This is a genomic window from Ruminococcus sp. (assembly GCF_016283395.1).
In genome coordinates, this window is the sequence record NZ_JAEEMU010000039.1 from 14,348 (window position 1) to 31,519 (window position 17,172).

Consider the following 17,172-nt stretch of genomic DNA (forward strand, 5'->3'; position numbering starts at 1 on the left):
AATTACCAGCAGATAGTTCCCGGAATTTCAATTCTTGGGATTGTGAATTTGCCTTTTCTTGGATTTTCAGGCATATATACAAATCCACCGTTGATCTTACCGAGATCATTAGCATTAAGTACTACAAAATTGTTCATTTTATTTTCTCCTTATATTTCATTATTAAATTGTATTTCTGTGATAAAAACCTTATCATTTTGCCGCACTCAGGCTCGATATGATATTTCTATCATATCTTTGTTCAGAAAAGTCTACTCTTGGCATATGTATAAATGGCACTCTTTTCGTATCTCTTTATACGTATCATTATTACTTCTCTGCCTGTTTCATAACCTACTTTAGCCTGTTCTGAGATAGCCTGTTGCTGACAAATTATATTTCGTATGTTATATACTTATAAATATTCTAAACTTAGTTAGAATGCTTATTTTCTCTTGTTAATGATTATCCTAAGATAAACGAGCAACTCTGAAGGTTAGGGATCATTTTGACCCGAGGACATATCGGAAGTATGTATCTGCCGCTGCTGATAAGTTTGCCGGTAGTTCCGCCGTTTGCCGTATCGAGTTCATTGGCATTAAGTACAACAAAGTTGTTCATTTTCATTTCTCCTGTATTTATTATAGATTATTCTTTGATAGATCTGCATTAGATTAAAAACGATATCCCAAGCTTTAACAAACGCAGATAGGTCTGATAAAACGGACTATCTGGACTTACTGCAATAAATCCGCCGTTTACCTTATTGAGTTCATTAGTATTAAGTACTACAAAATTAGCCATTTTGTTTCTCCTTTTTTATGCTGCAATGTATAAACTCTGCCTACCGACGCAGGATGATTCACCGCGCCGGTTTTGAGTTTTTATGCTGCATTTCATTTATATATATTAAGCCTAAAGGCTTGGTTTCGATATTTGTAATAATTTGCTGTGCAAATTACTTCTTTAAAGCTGCACTAACAGCACCTGCTGCTGCAGCACCGAGTACGATTACAGGAAGATACGGTGTTATTATCGGACCTGTAGTAATAATGTACGGTAATATACGACCGCCATTAACTTCATTAATATCCTTAGCTGAAAGTTCTGTAAAATTAGCCATTATTATTTTCTCCTTATATTTCATTATTAAATTGTATTTCTGTGATAAAAAACTTATCATTTTTGCCGCACCCAGGCTCGATATGATATTTCTATCATATCTCTGTTCAGAAAAGTCTACTCTCGGCATATGTATAAATGGCACTCTTTTCGTATCTCATATACGTATCATTATTACTTCTCTGCCTGTTTCATAACCTGCTTTAGCCTGTCCTGATATAGCCTGCTGCTGACAAATTATATTTCGTATGTTATATGCTTATAAATATTCTAAACTGAGTTAGAATGGTTATTTTCGATATTTACTATAATCTGCTCGTCAGATTACTTCTTTAAATAGCTGTATGCTAAATCAATAGCAAATAATTGGACCTGGGAAGGTGATTATTGGTCCCGGGAACTTGATTGGACCTGGATTGTAGACCGTTTTGGGATCATAATAATATCCGCCATTGAGCTTATTGAGTTCACTTGTGTTAAGTACTACAAAATTAGCCATTTTCGTTTCTCCTTATTTATAGTTCTATTTTCTGCTGCATATATAACTCTGCCTACCAACGCAGGATAATTCACTGCGCCGATTCTGAGTAGATACTTGCATTGATGTATGTTAATTCCAAGGTGCTCTTGCTTAAAGTTGAGTCAATGTTTTCTGGGGAATAGAATGCCATATACTATGCCTCTAACTATACTGGTAATTACACTGTCAAAAAATGAACCACCAATAAATCTATTAATGTCCTTAGAATTCTATATGTTTAGATTACTTGATATAATGATTATAAACGTATGTTGCGCCGTAAGCGACAGCAGTGCCAATACCAATTACACATGCTAAAGCAACGTCGTCAATACCAAAGATGCCGCCATCTGTGTTCATGAGCTCTTTTGTATTAAGTTCTGTAAAATTCTTGCTCATTTTATTATCTTCTTATGTATTCGGGCACGATATTGCTGCATACATACCTTCGCTAAAGGCTGGTATCCGACAAGTATAGATGGCACTCTTATTCGTATCTCATATACGTATCATTATTACTTTTCTGCCTGTTCCATTGTCTTTACTGCACCTGTTCCGAGAGAAAATGTTGCAGTCAATATCATTAAAACCTTATATTATTACTTATCAACAATTAGTCAAAGAGACCGCTAACAAAATCCTTTGTGCTGTTCCAAAGATACTTACAGCCGCTGATCCAGTTTCCGGTAAACTCCTTTACCAGATTCTTTGCCTGAGAAAGTACGCTGCCGCCGTTTACTTCTGTCATTTCTGCTGCATTAAGTTCTGTAAATTTAGCCATTGTTATTTTCCTCCTGAATATCTTTCGTTGTTTTTTAGATCATATATTATAAGTTTTTGATTATCTGCAAGACTTGCGTGAGCCATTGCACTCTGCTGATACAGTCATCACTGCGCCACATCTATATGCTTTTGTTGCGGCAACGTATGCACCTGCTGTGATAGCTACGCTGATCGCAATTGCAGCACCTGCTGATGCGCCTGTCTCGTCACCGAGTTCCATATCCTTTGCTTCATCGAGAAGCTCGTTCATTTCTGTTGTTTTCTTTTCTGACATGATATTTTTCTCCTATCAATAATTAGTCAAAGAGACCGCTAACAAAATCCTTTGTGCTGTTCCAAAGATACTTGCAGCCGCTTACCCAGCATGTTGCAGCGGTTGATACAAAAGTCTTTGCCTTATCAAGTACGCCGCCACCGTTTACTTCTGTTATTTCTGTTGCATTAAGTTCTGTAAATTTGCTCATTTTTAATTTCCTCCATTATTGTTATATTTTTTAGTGTATCGATATTATATTCTTTTTAATATGTTGATTACAGCCATCCATAAAGACGTTTTACAAATTTTCCGATCCTGGTATCGTATATAGCATCTTTTATTGAGTCCATTACATTGTATTTTGAAGAACCGCCATTAGTAGCGTCCATTTCTTTAGGATCAAGCTCTTTAAAATTATCAGCCATTATATTATCCTCCATGATCTTACTTTGTAAAAGCGCTAATAGCACTGCCGATCATAAGCTGATCTGTTACAGGATTAAATTCACGAGTGACCATGAGTTGACCGTTTCTCTTTACAAAGTAAACAGGTCTTGTATCCTGCCACATAAAGCTTGGATTGATATATCCGCCATTAGTGTAATTCATTTCTGCTGCGTTAAGTATTGCAAAAGTCATTTTGTTTGTCTCCTGTATATTTGTAGAATTATCTTGCTATATTACTTTCTTTTAGCCTGGTACAAAGCATATGCTGTATATAATACACTTGCACCGAATACGATAGCTTTAGTTGGAATCATTGGAAGGGAACCGCCGTTAGTCTCGTCCATTTCCTTAGCATTGAGTTCTGCGAAATTAGCCATTTTTAATTTCTCCTTTTATTTTCATTTAGAAACGTCCTCGGGATGTTACAAATGGTGTGCCGCCAAACGGGAAAGAAATTATCCTGATAATGGTATCATCACCATATTCGCCCTTAACGCTGTTATTTTTCTTAAAATCAGTATCTGAAGAATAAGTATTCATTTTATAATCTCCTTCTGTGAAATCATGCTATTTCAAGGATAAACAAATTCACTTCACCTGCCGATACAGGATCCTGTTCACCGTACCGATCCAAAGCAAACACGTACACTATCCCCTGTAATTAGCCATAAAATACTTATAATATTTTTATAGAATTATACTGTTTAATTACTTATGTGAAGCCTGATATGCAGCGTATGCTGCACCTGCAACACCTGCACCGATTGCTATGATAATCGGAAGGAATCCACCGTTAGTCTCGTTCATTTCCTTAGAATTGAGTTCTGTAAAGTTAGCCATTTTTTATTTCTCCTTTAATATTTATAGAATTATATTGTTTAATTACTTCTTAAGAACGTTATAGCATGCAGCATATATAGCTGTAGTAGCTACAACAAAACCTGCAAAGACCAACGGGATAACTCCGCCGTCTGTCTCGTTCATTTCCTTAGCTGAAAGCTCTGTAAACTTGCTCATTTTAGTTTTCTCCTTTGTTATCAAACGTAATAATAAACCGGTCTGATAGGTCTGACAGGACGAATAGTATCAATAGGTCTGATCGGTCTTACAGGCAGGATAGTAACCATACCGCCGTTTAATGCATTAAGCTCGTCCGGATTAAGTCTTACAAAATTAGTCATCATTTTAGTATTCTCCCTTTAAATTATAGAATTATCCTGTAACATTACTTTCTTGTAGCTCTGTATACAAGGTATGCAGCAGTAAGATATGTAGCGATCTTAATTGGAAGTGTAGGTACAGATCCACCATTAGTCTCGTTCATTTCCTGTGCGCTGAGTTCTGCAAAATTAGCCATTGTTATTTCTCCTTTTTTACATTATAGAATATGGGTTTATATTATTTTTTCTTCGGCAGTAAAATATTTCGCCAATCAGGCAAACATATGGATCTACCGCCGTTTACTTCTTCTTTATCATTAGGTGGAAGCTCTTTAAAATCCTTGTTCATGATAATTTTCTCCTTTTTCATTATAGAATTATAAATATATGTTTACTTCTTTAACTGTCGAAGTAAAGATTCTCTTATAGTGCGCCTAAGGTCTGCAGGTATATAAATAGAAGTTCCACCATTTGTCTTGTCACATTCCTTAGCGTCAAGCTCCTTAAAATTATCAGCCATTTTAAGCTTCCTCCTTCTTTAATTTTATAAAAATATCCTTTTCAGGACATCATTATCTGAATATCCAAGTGAAACGCTTCTTTAACTTTATTGGTGGATTAATATCGATTACGCGTTTGTCAAAGATCGGCTCCGAAACAACAAATCCACCGCCTATCTCGCTGATCTCTTCGTCACTGAGTTCTACAAAGTTATCCATTTTGCTTTCTCCTTTATATTATTAAATATATGTACTAAAGTCTGTTACTTAGAAAATCTTGTAAAAAGCTTCTTGAATCTGCTGACAGGAGTACCCTCGCAGATATAGTCATTATCAATAGCAGTGCAGATGCAACCGCCGTTGATCTCTTTCATTTCCATAGAATTAAGCTCTGTAAACATGATCTTTTTTCTCCTTTACTTATTATAGAATTATAGTTATATATTACTTCTAACACTGGCAGGCCTTATATATTACTGCACCTAAAGCTAATAAAACAGGTACGATGATAGTTGTCAGACCGCCATTAGTTTCATTCATTTCCTTAGAGTTGAGTTCTGTAAAATCACTCATTTTTCTTACCTCTTAGAATTATCTTCTCTTTAATAAACTGATCCCCGATATTTTTATCGGAACGGGATCGACCAATATCCCTGTTGACCAGCCAAAGGGATGATATCCTCCGTTGATATCCGTCATTTCATTGATATTGAGATAATTGAAGTTATTCTGATGTTCCATAATTTCCTCCTAATTCTCGATATGCTTATTACTTCTTAAAACAATTGCCTATCTTATATGCAACATATGCTGCAACAGCCAGAGCCAGTGATGCTTTAACCTTTGCTCCGCCATTTACTTCATTCATTTCCTGTGCATTGAGTTCTGCGAAATTTGTGCTCATAATAACTTCTCCTTTTTTAGTTTAATATTTTGTTTTTGTTAGGATTCTTCCTAAATTTGAACCTTGATAATTACTAAGATATTTGCCTGGACATATGCTTTGTTGAATTTTGTTTTTCTTCGCTTTTCTTTGTTCATCTTACAAGCTTATTATAATCTGTTCTTATTTTTTCTTCTACAAATCCTGAGTTAACAGTCGTTTTTTTGTAGTGAATAAATATTCGTTTTAGTAAATAATTATTCATTATATAATAATACTAAGACCACACTTTTTTATCAGCTTGTGCTTTTAATTTATCTCTGTGTTTCTGTATTTATTATAGCTTTATCCTTTGATTTTTACAATCTTTTCGGAGTAAACAAGCTATTTTTTGCAGTGAATAAATATTCACATTTGCTTATGATTTTTTCTTGTTGTTCTTTGTTCTGATTATACTATACTACGTTCTGATATTTTTCGCTATAAAAAAAGAGTAATTACCTTTTTTTTAAGAGTAAACGGTAAAAAAGTCATGAAAAATGGCTATTTACCTACAAAATCAGCAGTAACGAACGATTATCAGAAGTCAAAAACTGCACGTTTCATGCACTCAACTATGTCATTGCTAATGCATGACACAAATCGCTCCTATCTTCTGCTGCTGTAAACACAGCTACAATTACTGCATAGCTCAGCAAGCTGCTGTGATCGCCACCAATAGCAGCTTCTTTGACCTTAATTACTTAGCAAGAGATAATTTGACAAAACTACTCAATCGTTGTATTATATTATTGAGAACTATTTAGCGCCTTAGATTTTGCAAAGGATGTAAACGAATGAAAAAAATTATCAAACAAATTGCAACAGCGGCAATGGCTTTGTCACTTCTTGGAACGGGTTCAGCTGTAAAAACTACTTATAGTAACACACTTACGGCAAACTCTGCAAATTGTCAGTACCATGATGGTTCAATACAAAATGGTAAAAAAATCGTAAATTATGTACCAGATGATGGGTACAAAAAATGCAAGAGCTGTGGACAAATTACAGGAAAAATAGACTGTTTAAACCACAGTTGGCAAACAGAGTACGGAGAATGGTTTAAACGCCAAAAACATCTTGGAAAAACTGCTTGTCCGAAACACATTATACATATTGTTAATGTTTATTACGAAGAACGCATTGTAACAAAAAGATGTACAATATGTGGTGTAAAAAAAGTAAAAAAGCAGGAGCGCCATGGCTTTTATAAAGGTGAAAAATTACACTATACTATCAATTTTTTTTAAATAGCTCTTGCCACACAGGAGAAATAAAAAACTAAGTACTGCTTAAAATTGTCTTTCTCTTATATACACAATAACAAAAAATGTCTCCTATGGTTAGATCACACCATAGGAGACTTTTTATAATTGTTGTTTTAGATTAGCGAAGCACAGGCTTAATAAGGCATTTATAATCTCTTGTTACAACTGTAAGACAGCTGAGATTGATGCTAACGCGTGGCAGTGTTGTGATTGCGCTTGAGATTATAAGATTACCTGCAGCAGTTGCACCTGCACCGATTGAGAGCTCCTCTGTTTCTTCGAGAAGGCTGTTGATTTCCATTGACTTTTTAACATTTTCTGACATTTTGTTTTTCTCCTTTAAAGTTAGTTTTTTGGTGGGATTATTACTTAAGCGCCGACTTAACAACGCATCTGGAACCGCCTCTTGTTACAACTGTAAGGCAGACAACATTGATGCTTACGCTTGGATTTGCACTCGAGATAGGTGTTATGAGTGCACTTGAGACAGGTGTTGCAACAGATATGATCTTGCTGCTTATACCTGCGCCGATTGCGAGCTCCTCTGTTTCTTCGAGAAGGCTGTTGATTTCCATTGACTTTTTAGTGTTTTCTGACATTTTGTTTTTCTCCTTTAAATTTATTTGAATTTAATATATAAAATATTATGCTGATTCAGTATAGCCTATCGGTACATTATCCTCATGCTCATAAAGGCTCTTATAAATGCCGCCCTTACGAATAAGCTCTTCATGTGTTCCGACTTCAGCTATTTGTCCCTTTTCGACTACTACGATCTTATCTGCATCGTATACAGTAGAAAGTCTGTGAGCGATAACTATTCTTGTTACCTTGATATCCTGTAACTGATCGGATATAGACTTTTCGTATATATTATCAAGAGCGCTTGTAGCCTCATCGAGTACGAGTATTTTTGGCTTTCCTGCCAAAGCTCTTGCCAGAGCAAGGCGCTGTCTCTGTCCGCCTGAGAAATTCATGCCCATATCTGATACGATAGTATTGTATCTCATCGGCATTCTTTCGATATCATCTGCGATGCCGACTATTCTGCAGGCTTCTTCAACGTCCTCCTGAGTAATATCATCACGATTTGCAACGATATTCTCATAAATAGACTTATTGAACAGGGTGATTTCCTGAGGAACTATGCCCATCTGTCTGTATGCATAAGATGTATCGATCTCACTAAGCTTGTGATTGTCAAGATAGACCTCGCCGCTGCCGGGTTGATAAATACCTACCAGAAGCTTGGCAAGAGTGCTCTTTCCAGAACCAGATCTTCCGACCAGTGCGACCTTCTCGCCCTTCTTGATCGAAAGACTGATATCTTTAAGAACATCATCTGAGTTTTTTGAATATCTGAAAGATACGTTTTCAAGCTCGATATTACCGTCAATATCGATCTTAGGCTTGCCTTCGTTCGATTCAGCTTCCTTCTGATCCATGATATCAGAGATTCTGTCGATATACATAGTGCTGTTTACTATGCTGATAAACATTGTACATACAGAACTTGCAAGTGAGAAGAAAGTACCTGAAAGCGAATAGAAAGCCAGTGCTGTACCGAGTGTCATTCTGCCGTCCCATGCAAACATAAGGCTTACGATAAGCAATATGAGCGGAACTACATTTACTATAGCAAAGCTGCATACACTGAGAGCGTTTCCAAGAAGTTCACGGTGTGTGAAGTTTCTCTTGTATACCGCAAAGCGTGAATCCCACTTTTTGCGGACTGACTCTTCAAGTGAAAGCATCTTAACATTCAGCATTGAGAAGATAGTCTCTGTCTGAACTTCCTGAAGCTTCTTCTGAGAAGCTATCATAGACATTCCTCTTTCTTTGAGTACAAACTGTACTGCAAACATTATGAAGAATTCTATTGCAAAAACTATAAGTGATATTATCGCAAGCATAACATTCTGCTTGAAGAGATATACCATTATTACAGTGATCGCGCCGCATTCTATGAGTCCATCTATTATCTGTCTTACAAGAACGTCTCTTATTGCCATACCGCTGCTCATAGATACGAGAATATCTGATTTATTTCTCATATCAAAGAATTTATACGGCAGCCGCAGCAGCTTATGGAAGATACCATTGTTTATATCCTGATCTATATTTGCCTGCAAATATATCAGCTGTGTACTTTTCAAAAATTCAAAAAGGATATATGCTGCACCCGCTGCGAGTACGAAAGGCACTTTCGACATTACGCTTTCGCGGCTAAGTTCATCTATAAGCTTCTGTATTATGATAGGAAATCCGACTGAGCCGACATAAGTTGCTATCGAGCATATCAGAATACCTAAATACAGCCATTTGTTCTTAAATAACAAAGGTATTATATTCTTTGAGAATTTTGGTTTTTCTTCAGGTTCAGGCATATTTTCGGTAGGCTGAGCATAGATTGCAAAGCCGCTGAAGCCTTCCTTGAATTCTTCGATCGAATATGTAAGGGTTCCGTATTCAGGATCTATTACCTTTACCTTATTCTTGTATATCTTCTTTACAACGATGTAATGTCTGTGTTCCCAGAGAACGATGGTAGGCTCTTTAAGTTCCTTGAGCCCCTCGAACACTGTTCTGTATACCTTAACATCAAAACCGTGTTTCTTCAGAAGATTTTTTACTTGTAAAAGTGAACTTCCGTCACGACCAATATCATTTTCAGCTCTGAGAGAACTGATGCTGATATTATAGCCGTAATAGTTCATAAGCATACCTGCACAGCAGAGTCCGCACTCTGTCTGCTGCATCTGTTCAATAAATTTAAGACGATGTTTCATTAATTTCACCTATTATCTTAAAGTAAGAATATCAAGCATATTCTCGTTGTATTCCATGTCAAGTATTCCGACTGCAAGAGCCTGAGGTCCGAGCATGAATGAAGTATCCTCTGAATAGTAGAAATAATCACCGAAAACCTTTTCCTTCATGCCTTCAACAGCAATTCTGTACTGTTCCATGCAGAATTCCTGAAGCTCCTTATTTCCAAGGACCTTAGCAAGTCTCTTGAGTATCATCAGATTTCCCATGTCGCCATGGCAAAGGCAATGATCCACGCCATAGCCGTTATTTCTGATAATTTCAGCGATCTCCTCAAGATCACTGCGTGTTACGAATTTATCACCGAAGACTTCTGCTAATCTCATCTTCATTAAAGCGATTCCGGGAGCACCGTGGCACCAGTTGATAGAAACGTCGCTGCGCTTCTTATCTCTTGCCCAGTTATCGCGGTTGTTATCTATTACTCTGCAAGACTCTACATAAGCACAGCCTTTTTCAATAATATCAATAGCTCTTTCATCATGGCTGAATTCATAATAATCAGCAAATGCATCAACTATTCCTGCCACACCGTGAGCATATCCTGTATAGCCTTCAACGCCCCAGTAGAGTGCATTTTCATTCTCATAATCAGCTCTTGCAATAAGCTCATCAGCGCACTCTCTGATCCTTGCTCTTGCAAGTTCCTTATCCTCATTGCTGAAGCCGTCAAAGCCATCGAGCTTCTTGTATACATAGATCAAAAGCTTCATAAGACCTGCAATACCTGCAAGGAAGTCAGTCTGTGACATCTTTGATATCTTTACATTCTTTACAAGAGCATTAAAAATACTTGCGACCTTAGCCTTGTCAGCTCCCTCACGAGCGAATGAGTAGATAATGCCCGAAGCACCAACAAATCCGCTGAGGTCAACATCGTCATTTGATAATACCTTTTCAAGGTTATACTCAAGCTCGGTTTCTATACGCTTTGCGTATTCAAGAGCCTTCTTATTTCCTGTAGCACGGCTGTGAGCCATAAGATAGAGATACATTCCGGAAAGACCGCCGTAGATATCAGTTCTCATGTATGATACGAAGGTCGGCCAGTCAGGGCTCCTGTTAATGTTGAGCCAGATGATATTGCTGACTTCATGTCCGGGATGCTGAATACTCTTTTCCTCTGTTATCTGTAATATACGCTCAAGGTAATCTTCCTTGGTTAAAGTCTTGTTTTTGATCTCTTCAGGGCATGAGCTTCTCTTTACATTTACCTTATCTGCCGTTGTGCCTTCTTCTTCAAGCTCTTCAGCAAAGCTGAGGCTGATAAAGCCGAGCTGTCTCTTCATATCGAGATCATTCATGCTCAGAATAGTGTCGACAGCACTGCTGAGAAGAGACTTGTCAAACATCTGACCTGTAGCAATGCCCTCTGAATCGATGAGTTCATTTCCTTCAGAAGTACACATAAAGTAAGGGATATCACCGTTGTACATATCTCTTAACTCTGAGCGCACAAGACCTTTGCTTATTCTGCTTCTGTCAGTAACAGCAATTATCTTGAGCAGGAACATCTTTCTGTCCCATGCATTTCTGAAAAGGAGCGGATGACAGCTTGTTCTTACGATCTGATCATAAATATTAGTAGAACGAACGATAACTCTGTTCATCTTTGCAGTAAATGCATCTGTGATGCACTGAACAAAAGCCTGCTTATCTCCGCATACGAGCTTGTAAGTCATCTCAAAGCCGTCCATAATATCCTCAATAAACTTAACAGCATCTTGCTTTTCGCCGTTAAGTACAGGACAGCAGCTGTGAGATTCCATAGTGCCGAACACCTTTTCAAGCTTTATTTCACCGTCCTCACCTCTTACAGGTGAAACGCTTATAAATGGTGATTCCTGCTCTCTCTGACGGCCCATAGCGCCGACTTCGAGCTTCTTCTTAGTATTTGGGTTAACGATCTGCATAGGCAGGAAACCTGTCTTCATTACAGATCTGTCGATAATATCTATAGCTTCGTCACAAGCGCCTTCGATCTTTGCACCCGGATCAAATACGATAGAATGGAGCAGTGTTTCGAGATCGATGAGGATAGGCTCTGCCTTGCTGCAAATGATATTTTCGCTGTGGAAATCCTTGCCGTTGAGCATATAGATTATGCCGAGCAGCTCGCCCATCTTTTTATAGTAATCATGTACCTCACTCTCATTATCGCAAGGCTCAAAGTTGATAAACTCTGTCCAGCCCTGCTTATCAGTTGTGTGATACTTGAATAATTTCAATTCCTTAAATTCAGGACCGCCGTTTTTGTTGAAGTAATCAATAACTTCATTGAATGCATCCTCTGTTTCAAGAGATCTTGGCTTGTAAACGATCTTGATGTCATCGTTAAAAGTCATGATGCAAACCATTCTGCCTTCTCTGTGGCTGTCGCCCTCTGAGAAAGAGATCTGCTTGATGGTCCTGACGTTGCTGTTTATCTTTGTTCTGATATTTTCAATTTCTTTTTCTGTACCGCAGATAAGCTCTCTTGCCATATTTACGAACCATCTGCATCTTACGTCTAACAGACGAATAAGCTCAGGGTAATTATTATAAACACCTGTAAGGAACTCGGGATCCTTAAGCATCTCGTTAAACTGTTCCTGCATCTCAGTTTCATTTTCACCTGAGAGCTTATCCTCTTTCTTTGTATAACCAAATTCCTGAAGGATAACTCTGAATGCTATATCATAGCACTGTGTATAAAGTGCTGTGAATGTATCTTCGCATAAAAGTTCTTTATCTTCGATAATACTGCAGGATTTAACCATCTCAATTATCTGCTCACCTGCATTTCTGAGCAGCGGGCGGAAAAATTCATTCCATGTATATTTATCTGTAACTGCAGAAAACATAGCATCATAAACAGTGCTGTAATCTGCAGCAGTATTTTCGGTAATTAAGTTTTCAATTAATTCTGTCTGAGAATCAGCTTCAGAATCGTAGTTTTCAAGGACCTCATCTAAAGTACAGCCCCAGTATTCTTCAATATAGTTATTAAGTTCTTCTGTGTCCTTTACGTTAGGTAAAAGCTTTGTCCATGTTTCTATTGTAGATTCTTTTGTAAGCATTCTCATTTTATTATCCAACTTTCATTAGTTATTTTTGTTTTAATACTGATCCTTTTCAGTATGGAACTGAAAAGGATCAGTATAGCAAATCTTTAGTTTTTTATAATTACTTAGTGCGTGGTCTATAGCAAACGACGCCTTTGGTTACAAGTGTTGTTATGATAGGTCCGCAAGCTGCAATTGAAGCGATTACTGAAGGTGTAATACCGCCGCCTGCTTCCTCGCCAAGTGACATTTCGTTTGCTTCTTCAAGAAGCTCATTCATTTCTGTTGTTTTCTTTTCTGACATTGTTTTTTTCTCCTTATTATTTTTTAATTACTTTGAAAATGGGTTGCATGATCTGCGGCCTGGGAAACACTCTGCTGAGATGGTATGTATTAAACCGCAGCCACGGACTATTGTTGCGATTGGATTGATAAAACCTGCGCCTGTCTCCTCACCAAGTGACATTTCGTTTGCTTCTTCAAGAAGCTCGTTCATTTCTGTTGTTTTCTTTTCTGACATTGTTTTTTCTCCTTTAATCATTTAATTTTAATATAATCAATAACTATTTATTTAAAAACAGTTATATGAATCAGAATAATTTTCTTCCGAACGATCGGAAAGTACCTGTCCTGCGTCCATAGTCTGTATCAAACGCTCTAAACATATCCGGTTGAATGTAAGCACTCGAACCTATTGCAGAGCCGACCTTTGAGGTACCTGCGCCCTCTTCAAGATATTTGTCATCAACTTCCTCGAGAAGAGAGATCTTTGCGATTTTGCTGCTTTTCTTAAACATTTCTGCATTCTCCTATTTCAAATTTTTTTAATATCATCTGGTTTTGAATTTTTCATACCGGATCTGTTTTTCTGTATTAACTATAATACTTTTTCCGTTTTCTCTCTACCTTATCGGAGTAAACAGGACATTTTTCATAGTGAGTAAATATTGCTGTTTTTTGAGGAATTCTGTTGTTTTTCCCCTTGCATGATTATACTATACTCCTCATTCTGCGTTTCCGCTATCAAAACGGAGTAAACGTATTTTTCACAGGAGTAAATGGTAAAAAACAACGTTTTCAAGGCATATTTTGTCTGAAATTTTTGAAATTGCACTGAGTGCAAATCCAAAAATCCTCGAAAAATCATTGAAAACGCGACCGATACATGATATAATAAAGAAAAAACCTCAGAAAGGCAAAGATATGATCGTTATATCCTTATTAAATAGAAAGGGCGGCGCAGGAAAGACTACAGCCAGCGTAAATTTAGCAGCCATATTCGCCCACACCTATAAAAAGCGCGTACTTTTAGCAGATATAGATCCACAGGCAAATGCAACCACATACCTTAACAAGTTCATCTCAAAGGACGAGATCAGCATATACGATGTGCTGTGCAAGGATACTCCCATAAAAGAAGCTATCATCGACACCGATATAGATAACCTTAAACTTATACCTGCAAATGTCAACCTCGACAATGCCGACACTCAGCTTATGATGCTCCCTACGGCAAAGGAATTCGTCTTAAAGAAGAAGCTCCGCGAGCTGGACGGCGAATTCGACTACATATTCATAGACTGTCCCCCTGCAAGAAACAACCTTACCACAAACGCTCTCACAGCCAGCAATTACACCATACTCCCCTGTGAAGCTACGGAATACGGCATAGACAGTATTTTTGCAATGACAGAGTTCATTTCCAATGTACAGTCAGATGTAAACGACAACCTCAAAGTCGCAGGCATACTTTTCACAAAGCGTGAGAATACCACCGCTCAGCGTTACTATATAGAACAGTTCAAAACAAATCTCGATTCATACCACTTCTTTGATACCGAGATCAGAAAGACTACCGTAGTCGAAAAGAGTCTTGCGGAGCATTCTCCCCTGATCGTATACGGCAAAAAGGAAGAAGTCACCAATGATTACATAAAAGTAGCGAAAGAGCTGGAACAGATAATCAAAGGAGAGATCTGAATAAATGGCTAAAAAGTTCAATCCAACCAATGCAGCTGACAGATTTGCCAAGCTGGGCGATGAAGCCAAAAAGGCTAAAAATAAAGCTGACAGGACCGAAATGATACCTATCAGCTCTATAATAATGAATGAGGATAATGTTTTCAGTGCTAACGATACCGATGAAGAAATACAGAGCTTAGCCGAAAACATCAAGGAAAACGGACTTATCCACAACATCACCGTAGCGGAAACTAGTCCCGATCAGTATCTCCTCATCTCAGGCGAACGCCGCACAAAGGCTATGAAGTACCTTGGAAGAGATACAATAAAGGCAAACATAAAAAGCGGACTGTCCGAATTTGAGATACTGAAGCTGCTCTTCTTTGCCAACAGTGAGACCAGAGAATACAGCACAGAAGAAAAGATACACATTATAAATGATTTCAAAGAAAAAATAAAAAGATTTAGCATCAACGATAAGGCGTCTGTAAGCGCGTTTAACAGCTATGTCTCCGAAGCCTTTAATATACACCCTCGACAGGCTTCAAAGCTTATAAGCATATCCTCAGAGCTCTCAGAGGGGCTGAAAGAGCTTCTATTCTCCGACATTATAGACATAAACACTGCAGCAGCCTTTGCGCAGCTCCCGGAAGACTATCAGGACTATGCCGCTGATCTTATTGCCGCAGGAAACCAGAAGGATACAAAAGGCTCTGTTCAGAAAGCTCTCGACTTTACCAAGCTTTCAAAGAATGTGATCTCAAAATCAAACAATTCTCTTTCCAAGAACAAGGCCTCCTATGCTTACTACAGCAAACGCCTTGAAAGCACAAGGGAAAAGATACCTCCTCTTACGATCATGCTCTCACAGGAAGGTACCGACGAGGAAGCGATATTTAAGCAGATCAACGACCTTAATGAAGATATCCGTAAATACGAAAAGATCCTCAAAGAACTGGACGAAGAGAAAGAAAAGATGCTTCAGCTCCAGGGCAAGGACATAGATAAGATATTCAAGGAATTTTCAAAGAGCAGAAAAAAGTCTCAGCCCAAGCCCGATGACACAGAACTTATATCAAAAGAAGTTCAGAAACTTGAGGCATCAGTCAAAAAGCTTATGGGATTAGCTCCTTCCAAGGAACTGGAAAAGATAAGTTCCCTTATTGAAAAATACCGTATCTCACAAGATAAAAATTAAAGTGCAATTTTTATAAAACACGAAAAGCAGGCAAAAAGCCTGCTTTTTTATTGTGAAATTTTTGGATTTGCACTCAGTGCAAATCCAAAAATTTTCGTTGCTGTTTATTCAATTACGGGTTCTTTATTTCTTGTTTACAGTTATGACATTCAAACGATACCGTAATTTTTTCTCTATTTTATATCATATCTGAGATTGTAAACACGAGTTCCAGTCGTGCGCTTGCACCTAAAAACGGAGTGAGAGATTTGAACTCTCACGCCTATAATATCAAAATGTGCTGATGAATTAGCCCATATGTCAGCGGCGAGGGGAATTGAACCCCTGTCCATAACTTGCAACGCCTTTGTAAGATATATTTTTATTTTCGGCTATCGCAAACAACGCAAAATAGCATATTTGCAGAATCAATTCCCACCAGATCATTTCTTGATCCACACCAATAAAAAATTCTTAGTGGTTGTAATCTGAATCATATAAATTTTCGGATTTGCACCAAGTGCAAAATCAAAAATTTTCATTGCTATTTATTCAATTACGGGTTCTTTATTCCTTATTTACGGTTACAACATTCAAGCAATACCGTAATTGATTTTCTTCATATTATATCTGGTTTCTGTCGTGCGCAACATAACAAAGTCTACTTGCTCCATGTTTTACAATATTTACTCTATTATCCTTGAAAAAAAGAATAAAACTGATAATATTTAATTATCAAAATCTTATTGAAAGGAGTGTATTAAAATGGCCGGAGTTATATGGGATATCATTAAAATAATGTATCATAGTGCTTGTGACGGAATATCAAATCGTGTTGAAAGCGTCATTGCAAAATATTATTAAAAAAAAGCTCTCCGCAAGGGGAGCTTTTTTTATTAAAAATCATAGTAGTAAATATCTTAATAAAATATGCAAAATGAGTTATCATGTATACATAGGGCAATATTTAGCCTTAAATATTGTTGTAAAGGATTTGATACAAATGAAGAACATAATCAAAAAGATTTTAGCAACAGCAATGGCATTTACTTTGCTCGGTACTGACACAACTATGTCAAAGGAAATAAATCCTAAGTCAGCAAACACACTGTCGGCTCATGCTGCACATCATTGTAACTATAACAGGGTTTCTTTTAGATATGGTTGCTATATTGTATATTCTTGTTCTTGCGGCAGAACTTA

At 37.4% G+C, this 17,172-nt stretch carries 33 protein-coding genes; 3 read left to right on the plus strand and 30 right to left on the minus strand.

Annotation, left to right across the window (positions count from 1 at the left end):
- Positions 1 to 2: 2 nt before the first annotated feature.
- From QZZ41_RS07535 to QZZ41_RS07645, 23 genes are all read right to left on the minus strand, one after another.
- Positions 3 to 137: a hypothetical protein gene (locus tag QZZ41_RS07535; RefSeq protein WP_295070014.1), complete on the minus strand. Its 135-nt coding sequence runs from the start codon at positions 135 to 137 to the stop codon at positions 3 to 5.
- Between the two features lie 307 nt (positions 138 to 444).
- Positions 445 to 600 carry a hypothetical protein gene (locus QZZ41_RS07540; protein WP_295070016.1) on the minus strand — a complete coding sequence of 52 codons (156 nt, stop codon included), beginning with the start codon at positions 598 to 600 and terminating at the stop codon, positions 445 to 447.
- A 48-nt stretch (positions 601 to 648) separates the two neighbouring features.
- Positions 649 to 783, minus strand: a complete 135-nt coding sequence (locus QZZ41_RS07545) for a bacteriocin (protein ID WP_295070018.1) — start codon at positions 781 to 783, stop codon at positions 649 to 651.
- A gap of 154 nt (positions 784 to 937) precedes the next feature.
- Positions 938 to 1,102, minus strand: coding sequence for a hypothetical protein (locus tag QZZ41_RS07550; RefSeq protein ID WP_295070019.1), 165 nt, complete (start codon positions 1,100 to 1,102; stop codon positions 938 to 940).
- Between the two features lie 351 nt (positions 1,103 to 1,453).
- Positions 1,454 to 1,600, minus strand: coding sequence for a hypothetical protein (locus tag QZZ41_RS07555; RefSeq protein ID WP_295070021.1), 147 nt, complete (start codon positions 1,598 to 1,600; stop codon positions 1,454 to 1,456).
- Between the two features lie 264 nt (positions 1,601 to 1,864).
- Positions 1,865 to 2,020 (minus strand): class IIb bacteriocin, lactobin A/cerein 7B family, encoded by a 156-nt coding sequence (locus tag QZZ41_RS07560; protein WP_295070024.1) that lies wholly within the window; start codon positions 2,018 to 2,020, stop codon positions 1,865 to 1,867.
- A gap of 214 nt (positions 2,021 to 2,234) precedes the next feature.
- Positions 2,235 to 2,402: a hypothetical protein gene (locus tag QZZ41_RS07565; RefSeq protein WP_295070026.1), complete on the minus strand. Its 168-nt coding sequence runs from the start codon at positions 2,400 to 2,402 to the stop codon at positions 2,235 to 2,237.
- A gap of 60 nt (positions 2,403 to 2,462) precedes the next feature.
- Positions 2,463 to 2,678, minus strand: coding sequence for a hypothetical protein (locus tag QZZ41_RS07570; protein WP_295070028.1), 216 nt, complete (start codon positions 2,676 to 2,678; stop codon positions 2,463 to 2,465).
- A gap of 22 nt (positions 2,679 to 2,700) precedes the next feature.
- The gene (locus tag QZZ41_RS07575) at positions 2,701 to 2,868 is read right to left on the minus strand and encodes a hypothetical protein (RefSeq protein WP_295070030.1); all 168 of its coding nucleotides are present in this window, start codon (positions 2,866 to 2,868) and stop codon (positions 2,701 to 2,703) included.
- A 67-nt stretch (positions 2,869 to 2,935) separates the two neighbouring features.
- On the minus strand, positions 2,936 to 3,085 hold the full coding sequence (locus QZZ41_RS07580; protein ID WP_295070032.1) for a hypothetical protein: 150 nt from the start codon (positions 3,083 to 3,085) through the stop codon (positions 2,936 to 2,938).
- A gap of 19 nt (positions 3,086 to 3,104) precedes the next feature.
- Positions 3,105 to 3,299 (minus strand): hypothetical protein, encoded by a 195-nt coding sequence (locus tag QZZ41_RS07585; protein WP_295070034.1) that lies wholly within the window; start codon positions 3,297 to 3,299, stop codon positions 3,105 to 3,107.
- A gap of 41 nt (positions 3,300 to 3,340) precedes the next feature.
- On the minus strand, positions 3,341 to 3,484 hold the full coding sequence (locus QZZ41_RS07590) for a hypothetical protein (RefSeq protein WP_295070036.1): 144 nt from the start codon (positions 3,482 to 3,484) through the stop codon (positions 3,341 to 3,343).
- Between the two features lie 25 nt (positions 3,485 to 3,509).
- Positions 3,510 to 3,647: a hypothetical protein gene (locus QZZ41_RS07595; RefSeq protein WP_295070038.1), complete on the minus strand. Its 138-nt coding sequence runs from the start codon at positions 3,645 to 3,647 to the stop codon at positions 3,510 to 3,512.
- Positions 3,648 to 3,815: 168 nt separating this feature from the next.
- A complete protein-coding gene (locus QZZ41_RS07600) occupies positions 3,816 to 3,947 on the minus strand; it encodes a class IIb bacteriocin, lactobin A/cerein 7B family (RefSeq protein ID WP_295070040.1) in 132 nt (43 codons plus the stop codon).
- 42 nt (positions 3,948 to 3,989) lie between these two features.
- A complete protein-coding gene (locus QZZ41_RS07605) occupies positions 3,990 to 4,124 on the minus strand; it encodes a class IIb bacteriocin, lactobin A/cerein 7B family (RefSeq protein WP_295070042.1) in 135 nt (44 codons plus the stop codon).
- A gap of 20 nt (positions 4,125 to 4,144) precedes the next feature.
- The gene (locus QZZ41_RS07610) at positions 4,145 to 4,291 is read right to left on the minus strand and encodes a hypothetical protein (RefSeq protein ID WP_295070044.1); all 147 of its coding nucleotides are present in this window, start codon (positions 4,289 to 4,291) and stop codon (positions 4,145 to 4,147) included.
- A gap of 41 nt (positions 4,292 to 4,332) precedes the next feature.
- A complete protein-coding gene (locus QZZ41_RS07615) occupies positions 4,333 to 4,464 on the minus strand; it encodes a hypothetical protein (protein ID WP_295070045.1) in 132 nt (43 codons plus the stop codon).
- Between the two features lie 194 nt (positions 4,465 to 4,658).
- Positions 4,659 to 4,787: a hypothetical protein gene (locus QZZ41_RS07620; protein ID WP_295070047.1), complete on the minus strand. Its 129-nt coding sequence runs from the start codon at positions 4,785 to 4,787 to the stop codon at positions 4,659 to 4,661.
- 52 nt (positions 4,788 to 4,839) lie between these two features.
- On the minus strand, positions 4,840 to 4,986 hold the full coding sequence (locus QZZ41_RS07625; RefSeq protein WP_295070048.1) for a hypothetical protein: 147 nt from the start codon (positions 4,984 to 4,986) through the stop codon (positions 4,840 to 4,842).
- A gap of 44 nt (positions 4,987 to 5,030) precedes the next feature.
- Complete coding sequence (locus QZZ41_RS07630; protein WP_295070050.1) at positions 5,031 to 5,168, minus strand: hypothetical protein; 138 nt, start codon at positions 5,166 to 5,168, stop codon at positions 5,031 to 5,033.
- A gap of 49 nt (positions 5,169 to 5,217) precedes the next feature.
- Positions 5,218 to 5,340 (minus strand): hypothetical protein, encoded by a 123-nt coding sequence (locus QZZ41_RS07635; protein WP_295070052.1) that lies wholly within the window; start codon positions 5,338 to 5,340, stop codon positions 5,218 to 5,220.
- 18 nt (positions 5,341 to 5,358) lie between these two features.
- Positions 5,359 to 5,508 (minus strand): hypothetical protein, encoded by a 150-nt coding sequence (locus QZZ41_RS07640; protein WP_295070054.1) that lies wholly within the window; start codon positions 5,506 to 5,508, stop codon positions 5,359 to 5,361.
- A 28-nt stretch (positions 5,509 to 5,536) separates the two neighbouring features.
- Positions 5,537 to 5,671 carry a hypothetical protein gene (locus QZZ41_RS07645; protein WP_295070056.1) on the minus strand — a complete coding sequence of 45 codons (135 nt, stop codon included), beginning with the start codon at positions 5,669 to 5,671 and terminating at the stop codon, positions 5,537 to 5,539.
- A gap of 815 nt (positions 5,672 to 6,486) precedes the next feature.
- On the opposite strand from QZZ41_RS07645, the gene QZZ41_RS07650 reads away from it, so the two are divergent.
- A complete protein-coding gene (locus QZZ41_RS07650; protein ID WP_295070058.1) occupies positions 6,487 to 6,939 on the plus strand; it encodes a hypothetical protein in 453 nt (150 codons plus the stop codon).
- Between the two features lie 136 nt (positions 6,940 to 7,075).
- Here the strand turns inward: QZZ41_RS07650 and QZZ41_RS07655 are convergent, their stop codons facing one another.
- From QZZ41_RS07655 to QZZ41_RS07685, 7 genes are all read right to left on the minus strand, one after another.
- A complete protein-coding gene (locus QZZ41_RS07655) occupies positions 7,076 to 7,282 on the minus strand; it encodes a hypothetical protein (RefSeq protein ID WP_295070060.1) in 207 nt (68 codons plus the stop codon).
- 40 nt (positions 7,283 to 7,322) lie between these two features.
- Complete coding sequence (locus QZZ41_RS07660; RefSeq protein ID WP_295070062.1) at positions 7,323 to 7,556, minus strand: hypothetical protein; 234 nt, start codon at positions 7,554 to 7,556, stop codon at positions 7,323 to 7,325.
- A gap of 45 nt (positions 7,557 to 7,601) precedes the next feature.
- Positions 7,602 to 9,746 (minus strand): peptidase domain-containing ABC transporter, encoded by a 2,145-nt coding sequence (locus QZZ41_RS07665; RefSeq protein ID WP_295070064.1) that lies wholly within the window; start codon positions 9,744 to 9,746, stop codon positions 7,602 to 7,604.
- Positions 9,747 to 9,758: 12 nt separating this feature from the next.
- Positions 9,759 to 12,851: a type 2 lanthipeptide synthetase LanM gene (gene lanM / locus QZZ41_RS07670; protein ID WP_295070066.1), complete on the minus strand. Its 3,093-nt coding sequence runs from the start codon at positions 12,849 to 12,851 to the stop codon at positions 9,759 to 9,761.
- A 100-nt stretch (positions 12,852 to 12,951) separates the two neighbouring features.
- Entirely contained in the window at positions 12,952 to 13,134 is a 183-nt protein-coding gene (locus QZZ41_RS07675) for a hypothetical protein (protein WP_295070068.1), read from the minus strand.
- Between the two features lie 27 nt (positions 13,135 to 13,161).
- Positions 13,162 to 13,350 carry a hypothetical protein gene (locus tag QZZ41_RS07680; RefSeq protein WP_295070070.1) on the minus strand — a complete coding sequence of 63 codons (189 nt, stop codon included), beginning with the start codon at positions 13,348 to 13,350 and terminating at the stop codon, positions 13,162 to 13,164.
- Between the two features lie 70 nt (positions 13,351 to 13,420).
- Positions 13,421 to 13,627 (minus strand): hypothetical protein, encoded by a 207-nt coding sequence (locus QZZ41_RS07685; RefSeq protein WP_295070072.1) that lies wholly within the window; start codon positions 13,625 to 13,627, stop codon positions 13,421 to 13,423.
- A 406-nt stretch (positions 13,628 to 14,033) separates the two neighbouring features.
- On the opposite strand from QZZ41_RS07685, the gene QZZ41_RS07690 reads away from it, so the two are divergent.
- Entirely contained in the window at positions 14,034 to 14,810 is a 777-nt protein-coding gene (locus QZZ41_RS07690) for a ParA family protein (RefSeq protein WP_295070073.1), read from the plus strand.
- 4 nt (positions 14,811 to 14,814) lie between these two features.
- Positions 14,815 to 15,990, plus strand: a complete 1,176-nt coding sequence (locus QZZ41_RS07695) for a ParB N-terminal domain-containing protein (protein ID WP_295070074.1) — start codon at positions 14,815 to 14,817, stop codon at positions 15,988 to 15,990.
- Positions 15,991 to 17,172: the final 1,182 nt, after the last annotated feature.